Source organism: Pseudomonas sp. WS 5059 (assembly GCF_012985525.1).
In the GTDB taxonomy this organism is placed as follows: domain Bacteria; phylum Pseudomonadota; class Gammaproteobacteria; order Pseudomonadales; family Pseudomonadaceae; genus Aquipseudomonas.
Window position 1 is genome coordinate 1 of sequence record NZ_JAAQWO010000003.1, and the last position, 19,982, is coordinate 19,982.

Genomic DNA, 19,982 nt, shown 5'->3' on the forward strand with positions numbered 1-19,982 from the left:
AGCACCCACACGAATTGCTTGATTCAGTTGTTAAAGAGCGGTTGGTTAAGATCTTTCGTCTCAACCGAGGCGCGCATTCTACAGCAGCCTCATTTGCTGTCAAGTGATTATTTTCAGAAGTTTCGAGGCTTTCCTCAACAACTTCAACCACTTGCGCTTTCGATCTCTCGTCAGCGGGAGGCGAATTCTACAGCGTTACACGCTGCTGTCAACACCTCTTTTTCAACTTCTTTTTGGCTCCGATGAACTGAAGCAACCCGCTGCCGAAAACCACATAACTCTTTGTTTACCAAAGAGTTTTCCGTTTCGACTGCGCCGGAAGTGGGGCGAATTATAGACTTCCAGGATCTGCCGTCAACCCTTGATTTTGCTTTTCTATCAATTAGTTACGATCGATTAAAAAACAACCAACTCCTGCCATGTAGAACCCCTTCTATATAGAAGACACACCTCATATAACTCCCGCCGCCTTTAAAGCCGCCACATGAGCCGCTCCCAACCCCAGCACCTGGCTGAGTACTTGAGCCGTATGCTCGCCCAGGAGCGGTGGCGCACTGCGATACTCCACGGGCGTCTTGGACAGCCGAATAGGACTCCCCACCTGCGGCACCTTGCCCGCCAACGGGTGCGGCAACTCTATAGCCAACCCACGCGCCTGCACCTGCGGATCGGCAAACACCTGCGCCAGGTCATTGATCGGCCCACACGGCACACCCACCTGCTCCAGCTGGGCCACCCACTCGGCCGTGGTCTTGAACACCGTTGCCTGGCGAATCAATGGAATGAGCACCGCCCGATTGGCCACCCGCAGCTTATTAGTAGCAAACCGTGGATCATCAGCCCACTGCGGCTGCCCGGCGACCTGGGCAAACTTGCGAAACTGGCCGTCATTACCCACGGTCAGGATGAAATCGCCATCTGCCGTGGGAAAGTCCTGATACGGCACGATATTCGGATGCGCATTACCCAGCCGCTTAGGCGCTACCCCCGTCGTCAGGTAATTCATCGCCTGGTTGGCCAGGCAGGCAACCTGGACATCCAGCAACGCCATATCAATATGCTGGCCGCCGCCATCATGGTCGCGGTGCGCCATGGCCGCCAGAATCGCCACGGCTGAGTAAAGTCCGGTCAAAATATCGGTCAGGGCCACACCTACCTTGACCGGGCCTTCGCCCTCATCACCCTCGGGACGCCCCGTCAGACTCATCAGACCGCCCAGGCCCTGAATCATGAAGTCATAGCCAGCGCGCGCCGCATACGGCCCAGTCTGGCCAAACCCCGTGATAGAGCAATAGATCAGCTGCGGATTGAGTTCCTTGAGCGACTCATAGTCCAGGCCATACGCCGCCAAGCCGCCCACCTTGAAGTTCTCGATCAAGATATCCGACTTCGCCGCCAGGTCCCGGACCAGCTTCTGCCCCTCCGGCCGCGTGAAGTCGATAGTCACCGACTCCTTATTACGATTGGCCGATAAGTAGTAGGACGCCTCACTGGTGTTTTCACCATAGGCATCCTTGAGGAAGGGCGGGCCCCAGGCGCGGGTATCGTCACCACTGCCAGGTCGTTCGACCTTGATCACCTCAGCGCCGAGATCAGCAAGAATCTGCCCGGCCCAAGGCCCCGCCAGCACCCGTGACAAATCCAGCACCCGCAGATGCGATAGCGCGCCCATGGTCACACTCCTATTAATAGAACGCCTGGATACCGGTCTGGGCGCGCCCGAGGATGAGCGCATGGACGTCATGCGTGCCTTCGTAGGTATTCACCACTTCCAGGTTGACCAGGTGCCGGGCAATCCCGAACTCATCGGAGATGCCATTGCCACCGAGCATGTCGCGAGCCATGCGGGCGATATCCAGGGACTTGCCGCAGGAGTTGCGCTTCATGATCGAAGTGATCTCCACCGCGGCCGTTCCCTCATCCTTCATCCGCCCCAGGCGCAGACAGCCTTGCAAGGCGAGGGTGATTTCGGTCTGCATATCAGCGAGCTTTTTCTGGATCAACTGCGTGGCGGCCAGTGGGCGCCCGAACTGTTGACGATCCAGGGTGTATTGGCGCGCCGTGTGCCAGCAGAACTCCGCAGCCCCCAAGGCCCCCCATGAAATGCCGTAGCGGGCCGAGTTCAAGCAGGTGAAAGGGCCTTTCAAGCCACGCACATCGGGAAAGATGTTTTCTTCAGGAACGAAGACGTTGTCCATGACGATTTCACCGGTGATAGACGCACGCAGGCCGACCTTGCCGTGAATCGCCGGCGCACTCAGGCCTTTCCAGCCCTTCTCCAGGACAAAACCACGGATGTCGCCGGCGTCGTCCTTGCCCCAGACCACAAACACATCGGCAATCGGGCTGTTGGTGATCCACATCTTGCTGCCGGTAAGGCTGTAGCCGCCATCCACCTTGCGTGCGCGGGTAATCATCGCGCCCGGGTCCGAACCATGGTTCGGCTCGGTCAGGCCAAAGCAACCAATCCACTCACCCGAGGCCAGCTTGGGCAGGTACTTCTGCTTTTGCGCTTCAGTGCCGAACTCATTGATCGGCACCATCACCAGTGAAGACTGCACGCTCATCATCGAGCGATAGCCGGAATCGACACGCTCCACTTCCCGGGCAATCAAGCCGTAGCTGACATAGTTCAAGCCACTGCCACCGTACTGCTCAGGAATCATGGCGCCGAGCAGGCCGGTCTCGCCCATTTCACGGAAAATCGCAGGGTCGGTCTTTTCATGACGGAAGGCTTCAAGCACGCGCGGCGCCAGCTTGTCCTGGGCAAATTGCTCGGCGCTGTCGCGCACCATGCGCTCTTCTTCAGTGAGCTGTTGATCCAGCAGCAGTGGATCGATCCAGTTGAAGCTTGCCTTACCGCCCATGAGTGAGTCCTCGCGAAGTAAATCAAAAGTCGTGCATGCAGCCTAGGCCGGGTAGGCGAGGAGGGCAAACGAGGTTTTTGCATAGCCTTGTGCTAATTTCTCACTCCGTAACGATTGAGAAAGGCGCAACAGCCTTTTATTAGTGAGAGTACGGTACATGCGCAGAAAGATCCCCAGCACCACGGCCCTGGTCAGCTTTGAAGCAGCAGCCCGCCACGAAAGCTTCACCAAGGCCGCGCAAGAACTTTCCATCACCCAGGGCGCGATCTGCCGACAGATCGCCAGCCTTGAGGAGTTTTTGAGTGTCGAGCTGTTTCGGCGCTCGCGACGCGGGGTAAAGCTCACCGAAGCCGGGCTTTCCTATAGCCGGCGGGTCGCGACGCAATTGGATGCCGTGGAGCGTGACACCCTGTCAGTGATGGGACAGCAGGGCACCAATGTGATTGAGCTGGCGGTAGTGCCCACGTTCGGCACGCAGTGGCTGATCCCGCGCCTGAAGGATTTCCAGCAGCAACACCCCGAAGTCACAGTGAACCTGACCAACCGCACCCGCCCGTTCCTGTTTGCCGATACCGAGTTCGATGCCGCTGTGTATTTCGGCGATGCCGACTGGTCGGGCACCGAATTTCATCGGCTGATGGGCGAAAATCCAGTCCCCGTCTGCAGCCCGCGCTTGCTGCAAAACCGCACGCACTTTCGCGCAGAGGAAATCGCCGAACTGCCACTGCTGCAACAAACCACGCGACCCTACGCCTGGCGCCAGTGGTTCAACGCCCAACAACTGAATATCCCCCGGGACATGACAGGCCCGCGCTACGAGCTATTCTCCATGCTGTCCCAGGCGGCCATGCATGACATGGGGATTGCCTTGATCCCACCGTTCCTTATTCAGCGGGAACTGAGCGAGAAACAACTGGTGATTGCCAACCCGCAGGCGCTGACCAGCAGCAAAGCCTATTACCTGATGATTCCCGAAAGAAAGGTCGAATCTGCATCACTGCACGCCTTTCGAGACTGGCTAATTGATCAGGCACAGCGCTACAGCCATCAATTCTAGAGGCCCGGGCAAGTTATTGACCTTGTAGTCAGGTAATTTAGAGACCTACAGATATACGTATATGTCGCCTTTTGACAGACTGTACCGTTCGACCGTAAAACCCTCTGCAAGCCAATAGCTGCAAGCCCTACAGCGGGTATTCGGGGGCAATGATCGGTTATTCATGTCGACAATTGGGTAAATCGACTTTTCCCGCGATAACCCTTTAAACACCTGTATTCCAAGAGGTTATTCCGGCACATTGCGACAATCAGTCACAGGGTGACTTGTAGTTAATTTTTCGTCACCCGTCATAATCCCTTGAAGGCCGTAAAGTTCGCCTGCAAAATGCCGCGCCCTGCTGTCATTTCAGCGGGGTCGTGCTGATCGGCCGCCCCAGTTGCGCCACTCGCGGTGCACTGGCCTTTTTACAAAAATCAAAAGCAAAAAGATCATGCAGGAGATTTGACGTGCACATTGGTGTTCCTCTCGAAACCCAGACCGGTGAAACGCGGGTTGCTGCAACCCCGGAAACCATCAAGAAGCTGATCGGCCAGGGCCATAAGGTCACTGTACAAAGCGGTGCAGGTATCAAAGCCAGCGTCGTCGACAGTGCCTATGAAACGGCAGGCGCAACCATTGGCAGTGCCAGCGATGCGTTTGGCGCCGAGCTGATTCTCAAGGTGGTCGCCCCCAGCGACAGCGAGCTGACGCTGATTAAAAGCGGCACCGTGTTGGTGGGCATGCTCAATCCGTTCAGCAACGAAACCATCACCCAACTGGCCGAACATGGCATCACTGCCTTCGCCCTGGAGGCCGCGCCGCGTACCTCCCGTGCGCAGAGCCTGGATGTGCTGTCGTCCCAGGCCAACATTGCCGGCTACAAGGCAGTGTTGCTGGCGGCCCATCACTACCCGCGCTTCATGCCAATGCTGATGACCGCCGCCGGTACGGTGAAAGCCGCTCGCGTGCTGATCCTCGGCGCCGGTGTTGCCGGCCTGCAAGCCATCGCTACGGCGAAACGCCTGGGTGCCGTCATCGAAGCGTCCGACGTACGCCCGGCCGTGAAGGAGCAGATCGAGTCCCTCGGTGCCAAGTTCGTCGACGTGCCCTACGAGACCGATGAAGAGCGCGAATGCGCCGTCGGTGTCGGCGGCTACGCCCGCCCCATGCCCACCAGCTGGATGCAGCGCCAGGCCCTGGCCGTGCATGAGCGCGCCAAGCAGGCCGATATCGTCATCACCACCGCCCTGATTCCGGGTCGCAAGGCCCCGACGCTGCTGAGCGCCGAAACCGTCGCCCAGATGAAGCCAGGCTCCGTGGTGATCGACCTGGCCGCCGCCCAGGGTGGCAACTGCCCACTGACCGTCGCCGACCAGGTGGTGGTGGAAAACGGCGTGACCATCTGTGGCCCGACCAACCTAGCCGGCGCGGTCGCTGCCGATGCTTCGGCCCTGTATGCGCGCAACCTGCTGGACTTCCTGAAGCTGGTCTTCACCAAGGAAGGGCAGTTTGAAATCAACCTCGAAGACGACATCGTCGCCGCGTGCCTGATGTGCCGCGACGGCCAAGTCATCCGCAAAAACGCCTAAGCAGGGATTCAGACGATGGAAGAGCTTATCTCCCCCGGTATCTACAACCTGATCATCTTCGTGCTGGCGATTTATGTCGGTTACCACGTGGTCTGGAACGTCACCCCCGCGCTGCACACGCCGCTGATGGCCGTGACCAACGCAATTTCGGCGATTGTGATCGTTGGCGCCATGCTCGCCGCCGCACTCACCGTTACCCCGCTGGGCAAGACCATGGGCACCCTGGCCGTGGCCCTGGCTGCCGTCAACGTGTTCGGCGGTTTCCTGGTTACCCGTAGGATGCTTGAGATGTTCAAGAAGAAAGCGCCCAAGGCTAAAGAAGAGGTGCAGAAGTAATGAGCATGAACCTCGTGACGACGCTCTACCTGATCGCGTCGATCTGCTTCATCCAGGCCCTCAAGGGCCTGTCGCACCCCACCACGTCCCGACGCGGCAACCTGTTCGGCATGCTCGGCATGGCGCTGGCGGTACTCACCACCGTGGGCCTCATCTATAAGCTCGGTGCAGAGCTGGCCACTGCCGGGATCGGCTACGTGATTGTCGGCCTGCTGATCGGCGGCACCGCCGGTTCGATCATGGCCAAGCGCGTAGAAATGACCAAGATGCCCGAACTGGTAGCCTTCATGCACAGCATGATCGGCCTGGCGGCGGTGTTTATCGCCATCGCGGCGGTGGTCGAGCCGCAATCCCTGGGGATCGTCAAGCAACTGGGTGACGCGATTCCTGCGGGCAACCGCCTGGAGCTGTTCCTCGGCGCAGCCATTGGTGCCATTACCTTCTCCGGTTCGGTCATTGCCTTCGGCAAGCTGTCGGGCAAGTACAAGTTCCGCCTGTTCCAGGGCGCACCGGTACAGTTTGGCGGCCAGCACAAGTTGAACCTCGTGCTGGGCCTGGCCACCCTGGGCCTGGGCCTGGTGTTTATGTTCACCGGCAACCTCAGTGCCTTCGCCCTGATGCTAGCCCTGGCCTTCGTGCTGGGCGTGCTGATCATCATCCCGATTGGCGGCGCCGACATGCCGGTGGTTGTCTCGATGCTCAACAGCTACTCCGGCTGGGCAGCGGCGGGCATCGGCTTCTCGCTGAACAACTCGATGCTGATCATTGCCGGCTCCCTGGTGGGTTCGAGCGGTGCGATCCTCTCGTACATCATGTGCAAGGCGATGAACCGCTCGTTCTTCAACGTGCTGCTCGGCGGTTTCGGCAATACGCCGGATGCGGCAGGGCCGGCCGGTTCGAAAGAAGCGCGCCCGGTGAAGTCCGGTTCGGCCGACGACGCCACTTTCCTGCTGACCAACGCCGACACCGTGATCATCGTCCCAGGCTATGGCCTGGCGGTCGCGCGGGCGCAACACGCCCTTAAAGAGCTGACCGAGAAGCTGACCCATCGCGGCGTCACCGTGAAATACGCGATCCACCCGGTCGCCGGCCGCATGCCTGGCCACATGAACGTGCTGCTGGCCGAGGCCGAGGTGCCTTACGACCAGGTGTTCGAGATGGAAGACATCAACTCCGAGTTCGGCCAGGCCGACGTGGTGCTGGTGCTGGGCGCCAACGACGTGGTCAACCCGGCCGCCAAGAACGATCCGAAATCGCCGATCGCCGGCATGCCGATTCTCGAAGCCTTCAAGGCCAAGACGATCATCGTCAACAAGCGCTCGATGGCCAGCGGTTACGCCGGCCTGGATAACGAATTGTTCTACCTGGACAAGACCATGATGGTCTTCGGCGACGCGAAGAAGGTCATCGAAGACATGGTCAAGGCCGTCGAATAAACACTGCTCCAGCGCAATACCCAAAACCCCGGCCTCCCGTAGGCTGGGGTTTTTTATTAGCGGGAAAAACCCGACCAAAGGCTCTAAATCGCCAGCTGGCATTCGACCATGGTAGCGGGACGAACGCCTTTGAAATCACTAGACTGCCCACCTTGCCTCCGTTGCCCGAGATAACAATCCATGTACCGTGATCGTATCCGCTTGCCTTCGCTGTTGAACAAGGTCATGAGCGCCGCCGATGCTGCCGCCCTGATCGAGGACGGCATGACCGTCGGCATGAGCGGCTTTACCCGCGCCGGTGAAGCCAAGGCCGTGCCCCACGCCCTGGCCGAACGTGCCAAGACCTCGCCCCTGAAAATCACCCTGATGACCGGCGCCAGCCTGGGCAACGACCTGGACAAGCAACTGACCGAAGCCGGCGTGTTGTCGCGCCGCATGCCATTTCAGGTCGACAGCACCCTGCGCAAGGCGATCAATGCCGGCGAAGTGATGTTTATCGACCAGCATCTGTCGGAAACCGTCGAACAGCTGCGCAACAACCAGCTCAAGCTGCCGGACATCGCGGTGATTGAAGCTGTGGCCATCACCGAGCAAGGCCACATCGTGCCCACCACCTCCGTGGGCAACTCGGCCAGCTTCGCGATTTTTGCCAAGCAGGTGATCATCGAGATCAACCTGGCGCACAACCCGAATCTGGAAGGCCTGCACGACATCTATATCCCGACCTACCGCCCGACCCGCACCCCGATCCCACTGGTCAAGGTGGATGATCGCATCGGCAGCACCGCGATCCCGATCCCGCCCGAGAAGATCGTCGCCATCGTCATCACCAACCAGGCCGACTCCGCCTCCACAGTGACCCCGCCCGACAGCGACACCCAGGGGATCGCCAATCACCTGATCAACTTCCTCAAGCAGGAAGTGGATGCCGGACGCATGACCAACAAGCTCGGCCCGTTGCAAGCCGGCATCGGTAATATCGCCAACGCGGTGATGTGCGGGTTGATCGAGTCGCCGTTCGAAGACCTGACCATGTACTCCGAAGTCCTCCAGGACTCGACCTTCGACCTGATCGACGCCGGCAAGCTGAGCTTTGCCTCCGGCAGTTCGATTACCTTGTCAGAGCGGCGCAATGCCGACGTGTTCGGCAACCTGGAGCGCTACAAAGACAAGCTGGTGCTGCGCCCGCAGGAAATCTCCAACCACCCGGAAGTGGTGCGCCGCCTGGGCATCATCGGCATCAACACCGCGCTGGAGTTCGATATCTACGGCAACGTCAACTCCACCCACGTGTGTGGTACGCGGATGATGAACGGCATTGGCGGCTCGGGAGATTTCGCCCGCAACGCGCACCTGGCGATCTTTGTCACCAAGTCCATTGCCAAGGGCGGGGCGATTTCCAGCGTGGTGCCGATGGTCAGCCATGTCGACCATACCGAGCATGACGTCGACATCCTCGTGACCGAGATCGGCCTGGCCGACCTGCGCGGCCTGGCGCCACGGGAGCGGGCACGGGTGATCATCGATAACTGCGTGCACCCGGACTACCGTGACGCCCTCAACAACTACTACACCGCCGCCTGCGCCATCGGCGGGCACACCCCGCACATCCTGCGCGAAGCCTTGAGCTGGCACATCAACCTGGAAGAAACCGGGCACATGCTCAAAGGCTGATCAATACAGATCCAGGTGAATGCAAGCACAGTTGCATTCACCTGGAACTGAGCGCGGTACTTTTGAAAAAAACTGTACTGCTGTACCGGTCATTTCCTACCGCAAAACCCTACAAATCCTTTCCAAAACGCCTAAAACGCACCAAATAAGTGCTGACAGGTACAGTTGCCCCATTTCCGTACAGTACAGCCGCTATAAACAGTTAACTGGCCCCTCACAATACAGGTGAACTGTATCTAGAGAGTCTTGCGCCGGAGGAGGATCATTGGCATCAGTTAAACCACTACCTAATCCCGCCACAAGCGGAAGGATGTCATCATGGAACGTACACTCAGTTCCGAACTGTTCTTCGAAGATAAAGCTGTAAACACCCAGGCTTCCCTGCCTCTGCGCGTTATCGCCAACCTGATGTTGTGGCAGCGCCGCATCTCCAGCCGCCATCAACTGGCTCGTCTGGATTCGCGTCTGCTGGCCGATGCCGGGATCAGCGAAGCTCAACGCTACGAAGAGCTGAGCAAGCCGTTCTGGCGCTGATTTAGCGCCCGCTGGCCCTGACCTACCGGGTCCACCGCCAGCACCCCGAATTGTTGTAGCAAAGCCCGCCCCGGGTAACCGGCGGCGGGTTTTGTTGTTTCTGGGAGGACGAAAAAATAGCGTGGAAGCCATCCTCGATGCCTGGACAGGTACAGTTTAAAAAACATAACAATTAACCAGTACAATTACGCATTGGCTGATTTGTACCGGTCAAATAACCTCCGTGAGCCACCACTTCCAACTGCGCACTACCCGAACAGATAGGCGCCAGCTACTATCGCGTCATTAGTTCGTCTCATACACAGGAGTCACCCCATGTCCCGTCTTCGTTTGCTGAGCGCTGCAGCCCTGCTTGCCGTCGCCGCCAATGCCAGCGCCACCAGCCTGATCGTGACCACCGACTCGATTGTGGGCGCTCTCAAAGCCACTTCCGACGCCAGCTCCGATGCCACCTCCTCGCTGCGCGACAACAAAGTCGTGCGCGCTGCCCGTGACGATGCCGCCAGCTTCGTCGCCAGCGAAGGCGCGATCCGTGGCGTGAAGCTGGAAAGCGCCCTGGCGCAGATCCGCCAACAGGCGCCACAACTCAATGCCGCTACCGATGTGCAACTGGCCCAGGCAATCCTGGCCATCTGAGCCAGGCCTGTTTTGCAGGAGCCGACTTGCCGGCTCCTGCATAGAAGTACCCGCGCTGGCTCTCGCCCGGGCATTACGCTAGCCTTGGCGCTCGTTTTCAGTTGTCGAGTCCCATGGCTTTTTCATACCGCTTGTTGATTGTTCCCACGGTGCTTGCCGTGTGCGGGGCCGGGCCGGTCCAGGCCTTTGATCTGTCCACACAAGGCCTCGTCGCCAGCGCCTATGCCACCAGCAAAGTGACCTCGGCGCCGTTCGATCGTAAATTGATACTGGCAGCCCAGGATGACGCTGCTGCGTTTATTGCCACTGACGGCCAATGGCGGGGCGCCCGGCTGGAAAGTGCACTGGATTACCTGCGTCGCACCCAGCCAAAACTTAAGTCCAGTGACCTTGAACTGGCCCAGGCAATTCTCGTCCAATAATCATCTTTACCCTTTGGAGTCATTCCATGCGTCGCCCGTTGATCGCAGCTTCTCTCGGCCTGTTCTTGCTGGCAGATATCGCCCAGGCACAAACTCTCGTGGCCACCAGTAACATCATTGTTCGTGCCTTTGGCCGCACCATTGATTTCACCTCGGACACCACCACCTCTATCCGTGACTCCAAAGTCGTGCGTGCAGCCCACGATGACGCCGCCAGCTTTGTCGCCAGCAATGGCGATATCCGTGGCGCGCAACTGGAAGCCGCCTTCGACACCCTGCGAACTCGCGTGCCCGAAGCCCGCGACGCCAGCGACCAGGTCCTCGCCGAAGCCATCCTCGCATTGTGAGGCGCCTCACCGCCTGGCTATTGGCTGCGACGGTGCTGCTGGCCGGCAACGCCGCCCAGGCCAGCCTGCAACTACGGCTCAAGACCGACGGCTTGAGCCCAGCCCAGCAGCAGGCCAGCCAGGCATTGCTTGATGAAGCGATGCAGGCGCTGCCGCCGCGCTTCATCGAGCAACTGGACCGGCGCATCGACGTCGGCTGGACCGACGACATGCCCGCCAACGCCTATGGCCAGGCGTCGCTGGTGTCCGAACTGGACCTCAACCGCAGGCTATTGGCCAGCCTCACCGACGGTACCGCCGCCACCCAGCAGACCCAGCGACCCCACGGCACCGTGCGCCGGGAGCTGCTCGCCACCGTCTTGCATGAACTGACCCACATCTACGACCGCGCGCGCCTGTGGCCCAAGGACCAGCGCTCGTTGATCCAACGCTGCAGCCGCCAGAACAACATCACCGGCCTGATCGGCCTGCCCGATCAATGCCGTGGCCAGAATGACCGGCGCTTCACCCTCAGCGACGACCCGCGCTTGCTCGACCTGGCCGGCTGGCCGCAATACGTCGGCCGCCGTGGCGAGCGCGAGCAACACAACCGGCAAGTGGCGCGCAGTCCGGACCTGTACGAAATCACCAACCCCAAGGAGTTCGTCGCGGTCAACATGGAGTACTTCCTCCTCGACCCGAGCTACGCCTGCCGCCGGCCCGCGCTGTACCGTTACTACCAGCAACACTTCGGCTGGGCCCCGCCCGCCAAGGACGCGTGCGCCAACACCTTCGCCTTCCTCAACGCCGGCAACGACTTTGCCAAGACGCCCCTGGGCCAGGTCGATCCCGAGCGCGTGTACGCCATCGACTATCTGCTGGCCGAAGCCAACCAGAACCTGGTGAGCCGCTGGGGCCACAGCATGCTGCGCCTGGTGATCTGCGCGCCGGGCCGCCCCCGTGGCCCGGATTGCCGCCTGGACCTGGACCAGCACCTGGTGTTGTCCTACCGCGCATTCGTGGGCGACGTGCAGCTATCGAGCTGGGACGGGCTGGTGGGCAAGTACCCTTCACGCCTATTTGTCCTGCCCCTGGCCCAGGTCATCGACGAGTACACCAAGACCGAACTGCGTGGCCTGGCGTCCGTGCCCTTGATCCTCACGCGCCAAGAGATCAACGACACCGTCGAACACGCCGCCGAAATGCACTGGAGCTACGACGGCAATTACTACTTCCTCTCCAACAACTGCGCGGTCGAAGGCCTGAAACTGCTGCGCAGCGGCAGCGCCAACCCGCAACTGACCACCCTGGACAACATCACCCCCAACGGTTTGCTCGAAGTGCTCAAGGCCCGCGGGCTGGCCGACACCAGTGTGCTGGATGACCGCCGCGAAGCCTTGCGCCTGGGTTATCACTTCGACTCCTTCCGCGAGCGCTACCAGGCGATGTTCGAGGTGCTGAAAAAACACCTGCCGATCCCCCAGACCCAGGTCGAAGACTGGCTGGCCTTGAGCGCCGAGCAACGCAGGACCTGGTTCGACCAGGCTGACCTGCGCACCAGCGCCGCCTTGCTGCTGCTGGAACAGGCGAGCTTTCGCAAACAACTGATGCTCGCCCAGGACGAGGTCAAGCAACGCTACCTCGGTGCCCGCGAGCTGAAGAACGGCGGCATGGCCAAGGCCGATGCGACGTTGCAGCAGATCCTCGCCAACAGCGGCTTCCTCAGCCGCCCGGCGGAGCTGCTCGGCAGCAGCGGTTATGGATTGCCCCAGCCCAAGGAATGGCAGCGCCTGGAATCAGAAAGCGCATCGCGCCAGAAGCAGCTGCAATCGCTGACCGGCGACCTGGATAAAGAGGTGAGGGCGCTGCTGGAGCCTTCGCGGGCTGCGGAAATTGCCGCCTGCGAGGCCAATCTCAAGCAGGTGGGCGAGCATCTGCGGGCCTTGCACAAGGCGGCCGGCGGCCTGCAACTGCCTTAAGATCAGAAGCATCGCGGGCTTGTCGGATCGCCGCATCGCCGCGAAGACGTCGGCCCAGCAAACATTGAGGTTGACTGACCCACTGCTTTCGCGAGCAAGCCCGCTCCCACAGGGATCTGCGCTTAACTGACTGGCATTAGGGCTTGCCCGCGATAGCGCCCTTACAGACATCAAAACCAGACCAATCCTACGAAACATCTGTTCATCACCTGTTTACCCAGCGAAAGCTGGCTGAAAGCTTTCGCGATTAGGATCGCCCTCACTACCGGCAATAGACCGGTTGGCCAACCTGAGCGTTTTTATGCCCAGGGGCCCAATTAACAACAACAATGGTGATTCTGATGTCCGCTCGTACCCGCCTGTTTTTCCCCACTCCCCCCGTACGCCTCGCGCTTTTCGTTCTGCGCTGACCCCACCCGGTTCGCCATTCCCTAGCCGCGCTACGCCTGGAGTATTCCTATGCTGACTTTCCTTGGCTTTGCCATGGTCATCACGTTCATGTTCCTGATCATGACCAAGCGCCTGTCGGCGCTGATCGCCCTGATCATCGTGCCGATCCTGTTCGCGCTGTTCGGTGGCTTTGCACCGAAGATCGGCCCGATGATGCTCGAAGGCATCACCAAGCTGGCGCCCACCGGCGTGATGCTGATGTTTGCCATCCTCTACTTTGCCTTGATGATCGACTCCGGCCTGTTCGATCCGGCCGTGCGCAAAATCCTCAAGCTGGTCAAGGGCGACCCGCTGAAAGTCTCGGTCGGTACTGCCGTGCTGGCGCTGGTGGTGTCCCTGGACGGTGACGGCGCCACTACCTATATGATCTGCGTGGCCGCCATGCTGCCTTTGTACAATCGCATTGGCATGAGCCCACGGATCATGGCCGGCCTGATCATCCTCGCCGGCGGCGTGATGAACATGACGCCCTGGGGCGGCCCGACCGCCCGCGCCGCCAGTGCGCTGCACGTGGATCCCTCGGACATCTTCGTACCGATGATCCCGGCCATGGCCGCCGGCGTAGTGGCCATCCTGGTGATTGCCTATATGTACGGCCTGCGTGAACGCGCTCGCCTGGGCGTGTTGCACCTGCAAGGCGATGAAATCGACCATAGCGAAATCAGCGTCTCGCAGTTCCCGGATGCCCGTCGCCCGAAACTGATCTGGTTCAACGGCGCCCTGACCCTGGTCCTGATGTGCACCCTGATTGCAGGCCTGCTCCCGCTGCCAGTGCTGTTCATGGTGGCCTTCAGTATCGCGATGATCGTCAACTACCCGTGCCTGCAACAGCAGAAAGACCGCGTTGCGGCCCACTCGGGCAGCGTGCTGGCAGTGGTTGGCCTGATTTTCGCCGCCGGTATCTTCACCGGGATCCTGTCGGGCACCGGCATGGTCGATGCCATGTCCAAGAGCCTGCTGGCGGTCATCCCGGAAGCCCTGGGCCCGTACCTGGCGGTGATCACCGCGCTGGTGAGCATGCCGTTCACCTTCTTCATGTCCAACGATGCGTTCTACTACGGCGTACTGCCGGTGCTGGCCGAAGCCGCCAGCCACTACGGCATCACCGCCGCAGAAATGGGCCGCGCCTCGATTGTTGGCCAACCGGTACACTTGCTCAGCCCGCTGGTACCTTCGACTTACCTGCTGGTAGCCCTGGCCGGTATCGAATTTGGCGACCACCAGCGCTTCACCCTGAAGTGGGCAGTATTGGTATGCCTGTGCATAATGATCGCCGCATTGTTGTTGGGCACATTCCCGCTGTTCAGCACTCTATAATCGTAACAACCCACTGCGCCGGCCTTACCCCGGCGCGGTCTAACACTCGCACAAAGGAACACATATGGAATGGCTGACCAATCCGGAGATCTGGATTGCCTTCTTCACCTTGACGGCACTCGAGATCGTCCTGGGCATCGATAACATCATCATGATTTCGATCCTGGTCAGCCGCATGCCCAAGCATATGCAGGCGCGCACCCGGATCTTCGGCCTGGCCCTGGCCATGGTCACGCGGATCCTGCTGCTGCTGTCGATCACCTGGGTGATGCAACTGACCGCCGACCTGTTCGTGGTATTGGGCCAGGGTATTTCCGGTCGTGACCTGATCCTGTTCTTCGGTGGCCTGTTCCTGCTATGGAAAAGCTCCCAGGAGATGTACCACGCCCTGGAAGGTGAAGACGAAACCCACGAAGAGCCGAAAGGCAAGGGTGGCAAGTTCATCTACACCATCATCCAGATCGCGATCATCGATATCGTGTTCTCCCTGGACTCGGTGATTACCGCCGTGGGCATGGTTTCCCACGTACCGGTCATGGTCGCCGCGATCGTCGTTGCCGTACTGGTGATGATGCTGGCCGCCGGCACCATCAGCGAGTTCATCGACAAGCACCCGTCGCTGAAAATGCTCGCGCTGTCGTTCCTGTTGATCGTGGGTACCGTGTTGATCGCCGAATCCTTCGATGTGCATGTGCCAAAAGGCTACGTGTACTTCGCCATGGCGTTCTCCCTCGCGGTCGAGGCCATCAACATCAAGATGCGTACCGCCATCGCGAAGAAGAAAAAGCAGCAGGATCCAGTGAAACTGCGCAAGGACATTCCGGGTCAATAACCCGAGATGAGCAAAATGGGGGCCCTTGCGGGCCCCTTTTTTTCGCCCGCAAAAAGCTGATTTCATGACAGTTTTGTTTCAATGCCGACTTTAGCTATGCGATGCTGGCGCACAGGCCGTTCGCCAACTACAGCTTAAGTACACACTACAAAACGGCACGCGGCACTTTTTGCTCCATTGGAGCACGACTCAATACAGGGGGCCGAGCATGCTGACCCTGCTCAATCTTCTTTCTGCGGTGACCCTGTTGATCTGGGGCACGCATATCGTCCGTACCGGCATCCTGCGGGTCTACGGTTCCAACCTGCGCCAGGTCATCGGGCAGAACATGGCCAGGCGCTGGCTGGCGTTCATTGCCGGGATCCTGGTGACCGCCATGGTGCAGAGCAGCAACGCCACGGCGATGCTGGTGACCTCGTTTGTCGGCCAGGGCCTGATGGGCCTCACGCCCGCCCTGGCGACCATGCTCGGCGCCGATGTCGGTACGGCGCTGATGGCGCGGGTGCTGACCCTGGATCTGTCATGGCTGTCGCCGCTGCTGATTTTTCTCGGGGTGATCTTCTTCCTGTCGCGCAAACAGACGCGCGCCGGGCAGATGGGCCGGGTGGGGATCGGCCTGGGCCTGATCATTCTCGCCCTGCAACTGATCGTCGAAGCCGCCGGGCCGATTACCCAGGCCCAGGGCGTCAAGGTGCTGTTCGCCTCGCTGACCGGCGACATCCTGCTCGATGCCCTGGTGGGCGCGTTGTTCGCGATGATTTCCTACTCCAGCCTGGCCGCCGTGCTGCTGACCGCAACCCTGGCCGGCGCTGGGGTGATTGGCCTGCATGTGGCCATTGGCCTGGTGATCGGCGCCAATATCGGCAGCGGCGTACTGGCCTTCCTCAGCACCAGCATGCAAAACGCCGCCGGGCGCCAGGTGGCCCTGGGCAGCCTGCTGTACAAGCTGATTGGCCTGCTGCTGATCATCCCCGTCCTTGACCCGCTGGTGCTGTGGATGGACACCCTGGACTACAGCGCCCAGGGCATGGTCATCACCTTTCACCTGCTCTACAACGTCACCCGCTGCCTGATCCTGCTGCCCACCATCGGCCCCATGGCGCGCCTGTGTGCCTGGCTGCTGCCGGAGCGCCCGGAGGCCAATGGCCTGGCCAAACCCCGCCATCTTGACCCCACGGCGCTGACCACCCCAAGCCTGGCCCTGGCCAACGCGGCGCGGGAGACCCTGCGCCTGGGCGACCTGATCGACAACATGCTGACCGCCATGCTGGAAGTGCTACGCGGCAAACAGACCGCGATCACCCAGGAAATGCGCAGCCTCAGCGATGATGTCGAAGCGCTCTACAGCGCGATCAAACTGTACCTGGCGCAAATGCCCCGGGAAGACCTGAGTGAGCACGACAGCCGGCGCTGGGCCGAGATCATCGAGCTATCGATCAACCTGAAGCTGGCCGGCGACTTGATCGAGCGCATGCTGCGCAAGGTCCAGCAGCAGAAAACCTCCCAGCGCCGCTCGTTTTCCGAAGTCGGGCTGGAAGAACTGGCCGGTCTGCACAGCCAGTTGATCGCCAACCTGCGCCTGGGCCTGTCGGTGTTCCTCAGCGCCGACCCGGAAAGCGCCCGCCAATTGCTGCGCGAGAAGCGCCGCTTCCGCGCCCAGGAACGGCGCCTGGCCCACGCCCATGTCAGCCGCCTGCAACGCAAGATCGTGCAAAGCATCGAGACCAGTTCCCTGCACCTGGAGCTGATTGCCGACATGAAACGCCTGAACTCGTTGTTTTGCAGCAGTGCTTATGTAGTGTTGGAAACCTCCGAGACCGGCGCGCTGGCCACGGACAATATTGCCGACATCACCCATTCGCCCTGAACGACCACACGCCTGGGGAGTCAGTTAAAAACACCGCCCAACCAATGTGGGAGCGGGCTTGCCCGCGATAGCGGTGTGTCAGCAGACGAATACGTGCCTGACACACTGGCTGCTCACAAAGTCATCACCCGCCAGGAACCCCGTTATGCGTCGCCTGTTATTCGCCTGCCTGCTCATAGGCTCGGCCCACGCCTTTGCCTTTGATCGCTTGCAGGTCGAAGGCTATATGTTGCCCAACGGCCTGCAATTGCTGCTCAAGCCGGGCACCGAGCGCGGGCACGTGGCGATCCGCCTGGTGGTCGGCGTAGGCCTGGACGACTTCAGTTGCGCCGACAAGGAACTGCCGCACCTGCTCGAACACCTGCTGTTCAGCGGCATCGATGGCGGCGGCGAAGGTGTGCTGGAAGAACAGATGCAGGCCCTGGGCGGGGAGTGGAACGCCTACACCAGCAATGCCGACACCACCTTCGTCATCGAGGCCCCGGCACGTAACCAGCGCAAGGTGCTGGACCTGCTGAAGGCGATCCTGACCCGTACCGAACTGAGCGACGCGGCGATCAACGCCGCCAAGCAAGTGGTCGAGCGCGAAGACGGTGGCCACTATTCGCACCTGCAACGCCTGCTGGATCGCCAGGACTTGGGGCACAACGCCAGCAATCAACTGGCGGTGGAGCTGGGCCTCAAATGCGCCGAGCGCGCCGAGGTCGAGCACCTGACCCGCGCCCAGTTGGAAAAGGTACGCCAGGACTGGTACGCCCCCAACAACATGACCCTGATCATCGTCGGCGACCTCGATAAACTGCTACCGGCCTATCTGGAACGCACCTATGGCCAGCTCGAACCGGTGGACCCCAGCGAACACCGGGCCTTGCCGCAAACCCTTGGCGCCGCAGCGATCCATCGTGACCTGATCCGGGGCTGGGTCGGCGATGGCGCCAAGCTGCACTGGCTGTTCCCCGAGCCGATGCTGGACGACCAGCACGATGCCACCTACGACCTGCTCAAGGATTACCTGGATTGGGCGTTGTATCGCCAGCTGCGCCTGCAGCATGGCCTGTCCTACGGCCCCTGGAGCGAGCGCGAAGTGCTGGGCGGCGTGGGTTTCATGAGCCTGAATGCCGACCTCGACCGCGAGAGCCTGCCCGAGGCCGAACACGTCCTAGAGAACCTCAAGGCCAGGCTGCTTGAGGATGGCCTCGACCCGGCCACCTTTCACCGCCTGCAACAAGCCGCCATCGACCGCCAGGCCTGGGCCGTGCAAGGCAATAGCGCGCTGGCCGACTACTATTGGAGCGCCTTGGCCGACTACGCCGACGGGCGCTTCAGCGACCCGGCCAAGCGCATCAAGGCCGTGAGCCTGGCGCAAACCAACCAGGCCATGCGCCAGCTGTTCAACCAACAAGGCTACTGGCGCATTGAAAAGCCGCTGCTCAGTTACGACGCCCTGGGCTGGAGCGCCGCAGGCATGCTGGGGCTGATCGCCATTGGGCTGATCGGGCTGCGCCGTTATCGCAAAGCAATTGTGTAATGACACGCCTATCAACGGGCTAAGACGTTATTCTGTCTGGGATTTTTTCCTACAAAGACTGCGAACCGCCGAATGCCATACCTGACCCATTTCATACAGCGCATCCTCGAACTGATGAAGCGCTACCCAGGGGTGATCGCACTCGGCGGTTTTATCTCGGGGGTGGGCAGCTTTATCCTGGTGGACCGCCAGCAAGGCATGGCCAGCTGGATCGCGATCATCATGCTGGTGAGCTGGCTGTGGCTGATGCTCGAAAACAGCTTCACCCAGCTGTTCAGCAAGGTCTTCAAGCGGGAAATCCCCGAACCGCTGCTGCGCTACGCCACACAGATGATCCACCAGGAAAGCCTGTTCTTTGTCCTGCCGTTCTTTTTCGTCACCACCACCTGGAACAGCAGCCAGGCGATTTTCACCGGTTTGCTGGGCGCCGCCGCGCTCGTCTCGATCACCGACCCGCTGTACTACAAATGGCTGGCGCCCAAGCGCTCGCTGTTTCTGGCGCTGCACACCCTGACCCTGTTTGCCGCCTTGCTCACCGCGCTGCCGATCATCCTGCACCTGACCACCGCCGAGAGTTACAAACTGGCGCTGGGGGTGGCGATGGCCCTGTCGATCCCCAGCTTGGCCGTGAGCCTGCCGCTGCGCAGCGTCAAGGGTTGGCTGATGCTGCTGGGCGTGACGGCGGTGATTGGTTGCGCAGGCTGGTTCCTGCGCAGTTGGGTACCGCCGGCCACGCTGTGGATGACCGAAGTGGCGATCAGTACCCAATTGCAGGACCGCACCCCCGGCGATGACCTCAAGGAAGTCAGCGCCAGCCAACTGCGCAGCAGCGGCCTGTACGCCTACACCGCCATCAACGCACCGCGCGGGCTGGACGAGCGCATCTACCATGTATGGCAGTTCAACGGCAAAGAAGTCGACCGCATCGCCCTGGATATCCACGGCGGGCGCAAGGAAGGCTACCGGGCCTGGACCCACAAGCAGAACTTCCCGGCGAATGCCGTGGGCCGCTGGCAAGTACGGGTGCTGACCGAAGACGGCCAGGTGATCGGCGTGTTGCGCTTTAAAGTCACTGACACAGCGCAAACGGACACGCCAAAGTAGGACGGATCGTGCTATTACATAGCAATTGTGGAATAGCCAAACAAGC

At 60.6% G+C, this 19,982-nt stretch carries 17 protein-coding genes; 15 read left to right on the top strand and 2 right to left on the bottom strand.

Going from position 1 to position 19,982, the window contains the following annotated elements; translation table 11 throughout:
- Positions 1-451: 451 nt before the first annotated feature.
- Together HBO12_RS08840 and HBO12_RS08845 are read right to left on the bottom strand one after the other, a co-directional pair.
- Positions 452-1,672 (bottom strand): CaiB/BaiF CoA transferase family protein, encoded by a 1,221-nt coding sequence (locus HBO12_RS08840; protein WP_169954147.1) that lies wholly within the window; start codon positions 1,670-1,672, stop codon positions 452-454.
- Positions 1,673-1,685: 13 nt separating this feature from the next.
- Complete coding sequence (locus HBO12_RS08845) at positions 1,686-2,867, bottom strand: acyl-CoA dehydrogenase (RefSeq protein WP_029290432.1); 1,182 nt, start codon at positions 2,865-2,867, stop codon at positions 1,686-1,688.
- A 157-nt stretch (positions 2,868-3,024) separates the two neighbouring features.
- Here HBO12_RS08845 and HBO12_RS08850 point away from each other — a divergent pair, with 157 nt between their 5' ends.
- From HBO12_RS08850 to HBO12_RS08920, 15 genes are all read left to right on the top strand, one after another.
- Positions 3,025-3,924: a LysR family transcriptional regulator gene (locus HBO12_RS08850; protein WP_170041963.1), complete on the top strand. Its 900-nt coding sequence runs from the start codon at positions 3,025-3,027 to the stop codon at positions 3,922-3,924.
- Between the two features lie 449 nt (positions 3,925-4,373).
- Positions 4,374-5,495, top strand: a complete 1,122-nt coding sequence (locus tag HBO12_RS08855) for a Re/Si-specific NAD(P)(+) transhydrogenase subunit alpha (RefSeq protein WP_065942441.1) — start codon at positions 4,374-4,376, stop codon at positions 5,493-5,495.
- A 15-nt stretch (positions 5,496-5,510) separates the two neighbouring features.
- A complete protein-coding gene (locus tag HBO12_RS08860) occupies positions 5,511-5,831 on the top strand; it encodes an NAD(P) transhydrogenase subunit alpha part 2 (protein ID WP_003233786.1) in 321 nt (106 codons plus the stop codon).
- A complete protein-coding gene (locus HBO12_RS08865; protein ID WP_038444899.1) occupies positions 5,831-7,267 on the top strand; it encodes an NAD(P)(+) transhydrogenase (Re/Si-specific) subunit beta in 1,437 nt (478 codons plus the stop codon). The genes HBO12_RS08860 and HBO12_RS08865 overlap by 1 nt, the downstream gene beginning before the upstream one ends.
- A gap of 180 nt (positions 7,268-7,447) precedes the next feature.
- Positions 7,448-8,941, top strand: a complete 1,494-nt coding sequence (locus tag HBO12_RS08870) for an acetyl-CoA hydrolase/transferase family protein (RefSeq protein WP_170041964.1) — start codon at positions 7,448-7,450, stop codon at positions 8,939-8,941.
- A 318-nt stretch (positions 8,942-9,259) separates the two neighbouring features.
- Positions 9,260-9,475 carry a DUF1127 domain-containing protein gene (locus HBO12_RS08875; RefSeq protein WP_007911656.1) on the top strand — a complete coding sequence of 72 codons (216 nt, stop codon included), beginning with the start codon at positions 9,260-9,262 and terminating at the stop codon, positions 9,473-9,475.
- A 315-nt stretch (positions 9,476-9,790) separates the two neighbouring features.
- Positions 9,791-10,111, top strand: coding sequence for a DUF2388 domain-containing protein (locus HBO12_RS08880; protein ID WP_057442142.1), 321 nt, complete (start codon positions 9,791-9,793; stop codon positions 10,109-10,111).
- Positions 10,112-10,224: 113 nt separating this feature from the next.
- Entirely contained in the window at positions 10,225-10,533 is a 309-nt protein-coding gene (locus HBO12_RS08885; protein ID WP_169954141.1) for a DUF2388 domain-containing protein, read from the top strand.
- A gap of 26 nt (positions 10,534-10,559) precedes the next feature.
- A complete protein-coding gene (locus HBO12_RS08890; protein ID WP_170041965.1) occupies positions 10,560-10,880 on the top strand; it encodes a DUF2388 domain-containing protein in 321 nt (106 codons plus the stop codon).
- A complete protein-coding gene (locus tag HBO12_RS08895; RefSeq protein ID WP_169954140.1) occupies positions 10,877-12,838 on the top strand; it encodes a DUF7844 domain-containing protein in 1,962 nt (653 codons plus the stop codon). The genes HBO12_RS08890 and HBO12_RS08895 overlap by 4 nt, the downstream gene beginning before the upstream one ends.
- Positions 12,839-13,297: 459 nt before the next feature.
- Complete coding sequence (locus HBO12_RS08900; RefSeq protein ID WP_169954139.1) at positions 13,298-14,605, top strand: CitMHS family transporter; 1,308 nt, start codon at positions 13,298-13,300, stop codon at positions 14,603-14,605.
- A gap of 64 nt (positions 14,606-14,669) precedes the next feature.
- Positions 14,670-15,437: a TerC family protein gene (locus HBO12_RS08905; RefSeq protein ID WP_169954138.1), complete on the top strand. Its 768-nt coding sequence runs from the start codon at positions 14,670-14,672 to the stop codon at positions 15,435-15,437.
- 208 nt (positions 15,438-15,645) lie between these two features.
- Positions 15,646-17,304 (top strand): Na/Pi cotransporter family protein, encoded by a 1,659-nt coding sequence (locus tag HBO12_RS08910; RefSeq protein WP_170041966.1) that lies wholly within the window; start codon positions 15,646-15,648, stop codon positions 17,302-17,304.
- Positions 17,305-17,449: 145 nt separating this feature from the next.
- Positions 17,450-18,832: a M16 family metallopeptidase gene (locus HBO12_RS08915; protein ID WP_170041967.1), complete on the top strand. Its 1,383-nt coding sequence runs from the start codon at positions 17,450-17,452 to the stop codon at positions 18,830-18,832.
- Positions 18,833-18,904: 72 nt separating this feature from the next.
- Complete coding sequence (locus HBO12_RS08920; RefSeq protein WP_170041968.1) at positions 18,905-19,936, top strand: DUF5924 family protein; 1,032 nt, start codon at positions 18,905-18,907, stop codon at positions 19,934-19,936.
- The last annotated feature ends 46 nt before the right edge of the window (positions 19,937-19,982 follow it).

Excerpts from the sequence above, each read along its gene's own strand:
- HBO12_RS08885 (WP_169954141.1), top strand. The coding sequence starts at position 10,225 with ATGGCTTTTTCATACCGCTTGTTGATTGTTCCCACGGTGCTTGCCGTG.
- HBO12_RS08850 (WP_170041963.1), top strand. The coding sequence starts at position 3,025 with ATGCGCAGAAAGATCCCCAGCACCACGGCCCTGGTCAGCTTTGAAGCA.
- HBO12_RS08840 (WP_169954147.1), bottom strand. The coding sequence starts at position 1,672 with ATGGGCGCGCTATCGCATCTGCGGGTGCTGGATTTGTCACGGGTGCTG.
- HBO12_RS08920 (WP_170041968.1), top strand. The coding sequence starts at position 18,905 with ATGCCATACCTGACCCATTTCATACAGCGCATCCTCGAACTGATGAAG.
- HBO12_RS08865 (WP_038444899.1), top strand. The coding sequence starts at position 5,831 with ATGAGCATGAACCTCGTGACGACGCTCTACCTGATCGCGTCGATCTGC.
- HBO12_RS08905 (WP_169954138.1), top strand. The coding sequence starts at position 14,670 with ATGGAATGGCTGACCAATCCGGAGATCTGGATTGCCTTCTTCACCTTG.
- HBO12_RS08870 (WP_170041964.1), top strand. The coding sequence starts at position 7,448 with ATGTACCGTGATCGTATCCGCTTGCCTTCGCTGTTGAACAAGGTCATG.
- HBO12_RS08890 (WP_170041965.1), top strand. The coding sequence starts at position 10,560 with ATGCGTCGCCCGTTGATCGCAGCTTCTCTCGGCCTGTTCTTGCTGGCA.
- HBO12_RS08910 (WP_170041966.1), top strand. The coding sequence starts at position 15,646 with ATGCTGACCCTGCTCAATCTTCTTTCTGCGGTGACCCTGTTGATCTGG.
- HBO12_RS08845 (WP_029290432.1), bottom strand. The coding sequence starts at position 2,867 with ATGGGCGGTAAGGCAAGCTTCAACTGGATCGATCCACTGCTGCTGGAT.
- HBO12_RS08875 (WP_007911656.1), top strand. The coding sequence starts at position 9,260 with ATGGAACGTACACTCAGTTCCGAACTGTTCTTCGAAGATAAAGCTGTA.
- HBO12_RS08900 (WP_169954139.1), top strand. The coding sequence starts at position 13,298 with ATGCTGACTTTCCTTGGCTTTGCCATGGTCATCACGTTCATGTTCCTG.
- HBO12_RS08915 (WP_170041967.1), top strand. The coding sequence starts at position 17,450 with ATGCGTCGCCTGTTATTCGCCTGCCTGCTCATAGGCTCGGCCCACGCC.
- HBO12_RS08860 (WP_003233786.1), top strand. The coding sequence starts at position 5,511 with ATGGAAGAGCTTATCTCCCCCGGTATCTACAACCTGATCATCTTCGTG.
- HBO12_RS08880 (WP_057442142.1), top strand. The coding sequence starts at position 9,791 with ATGTCCCGTCTTCGTTTGCTGAGCGCTGCAGCCCTGCTTGCCGTCGCC.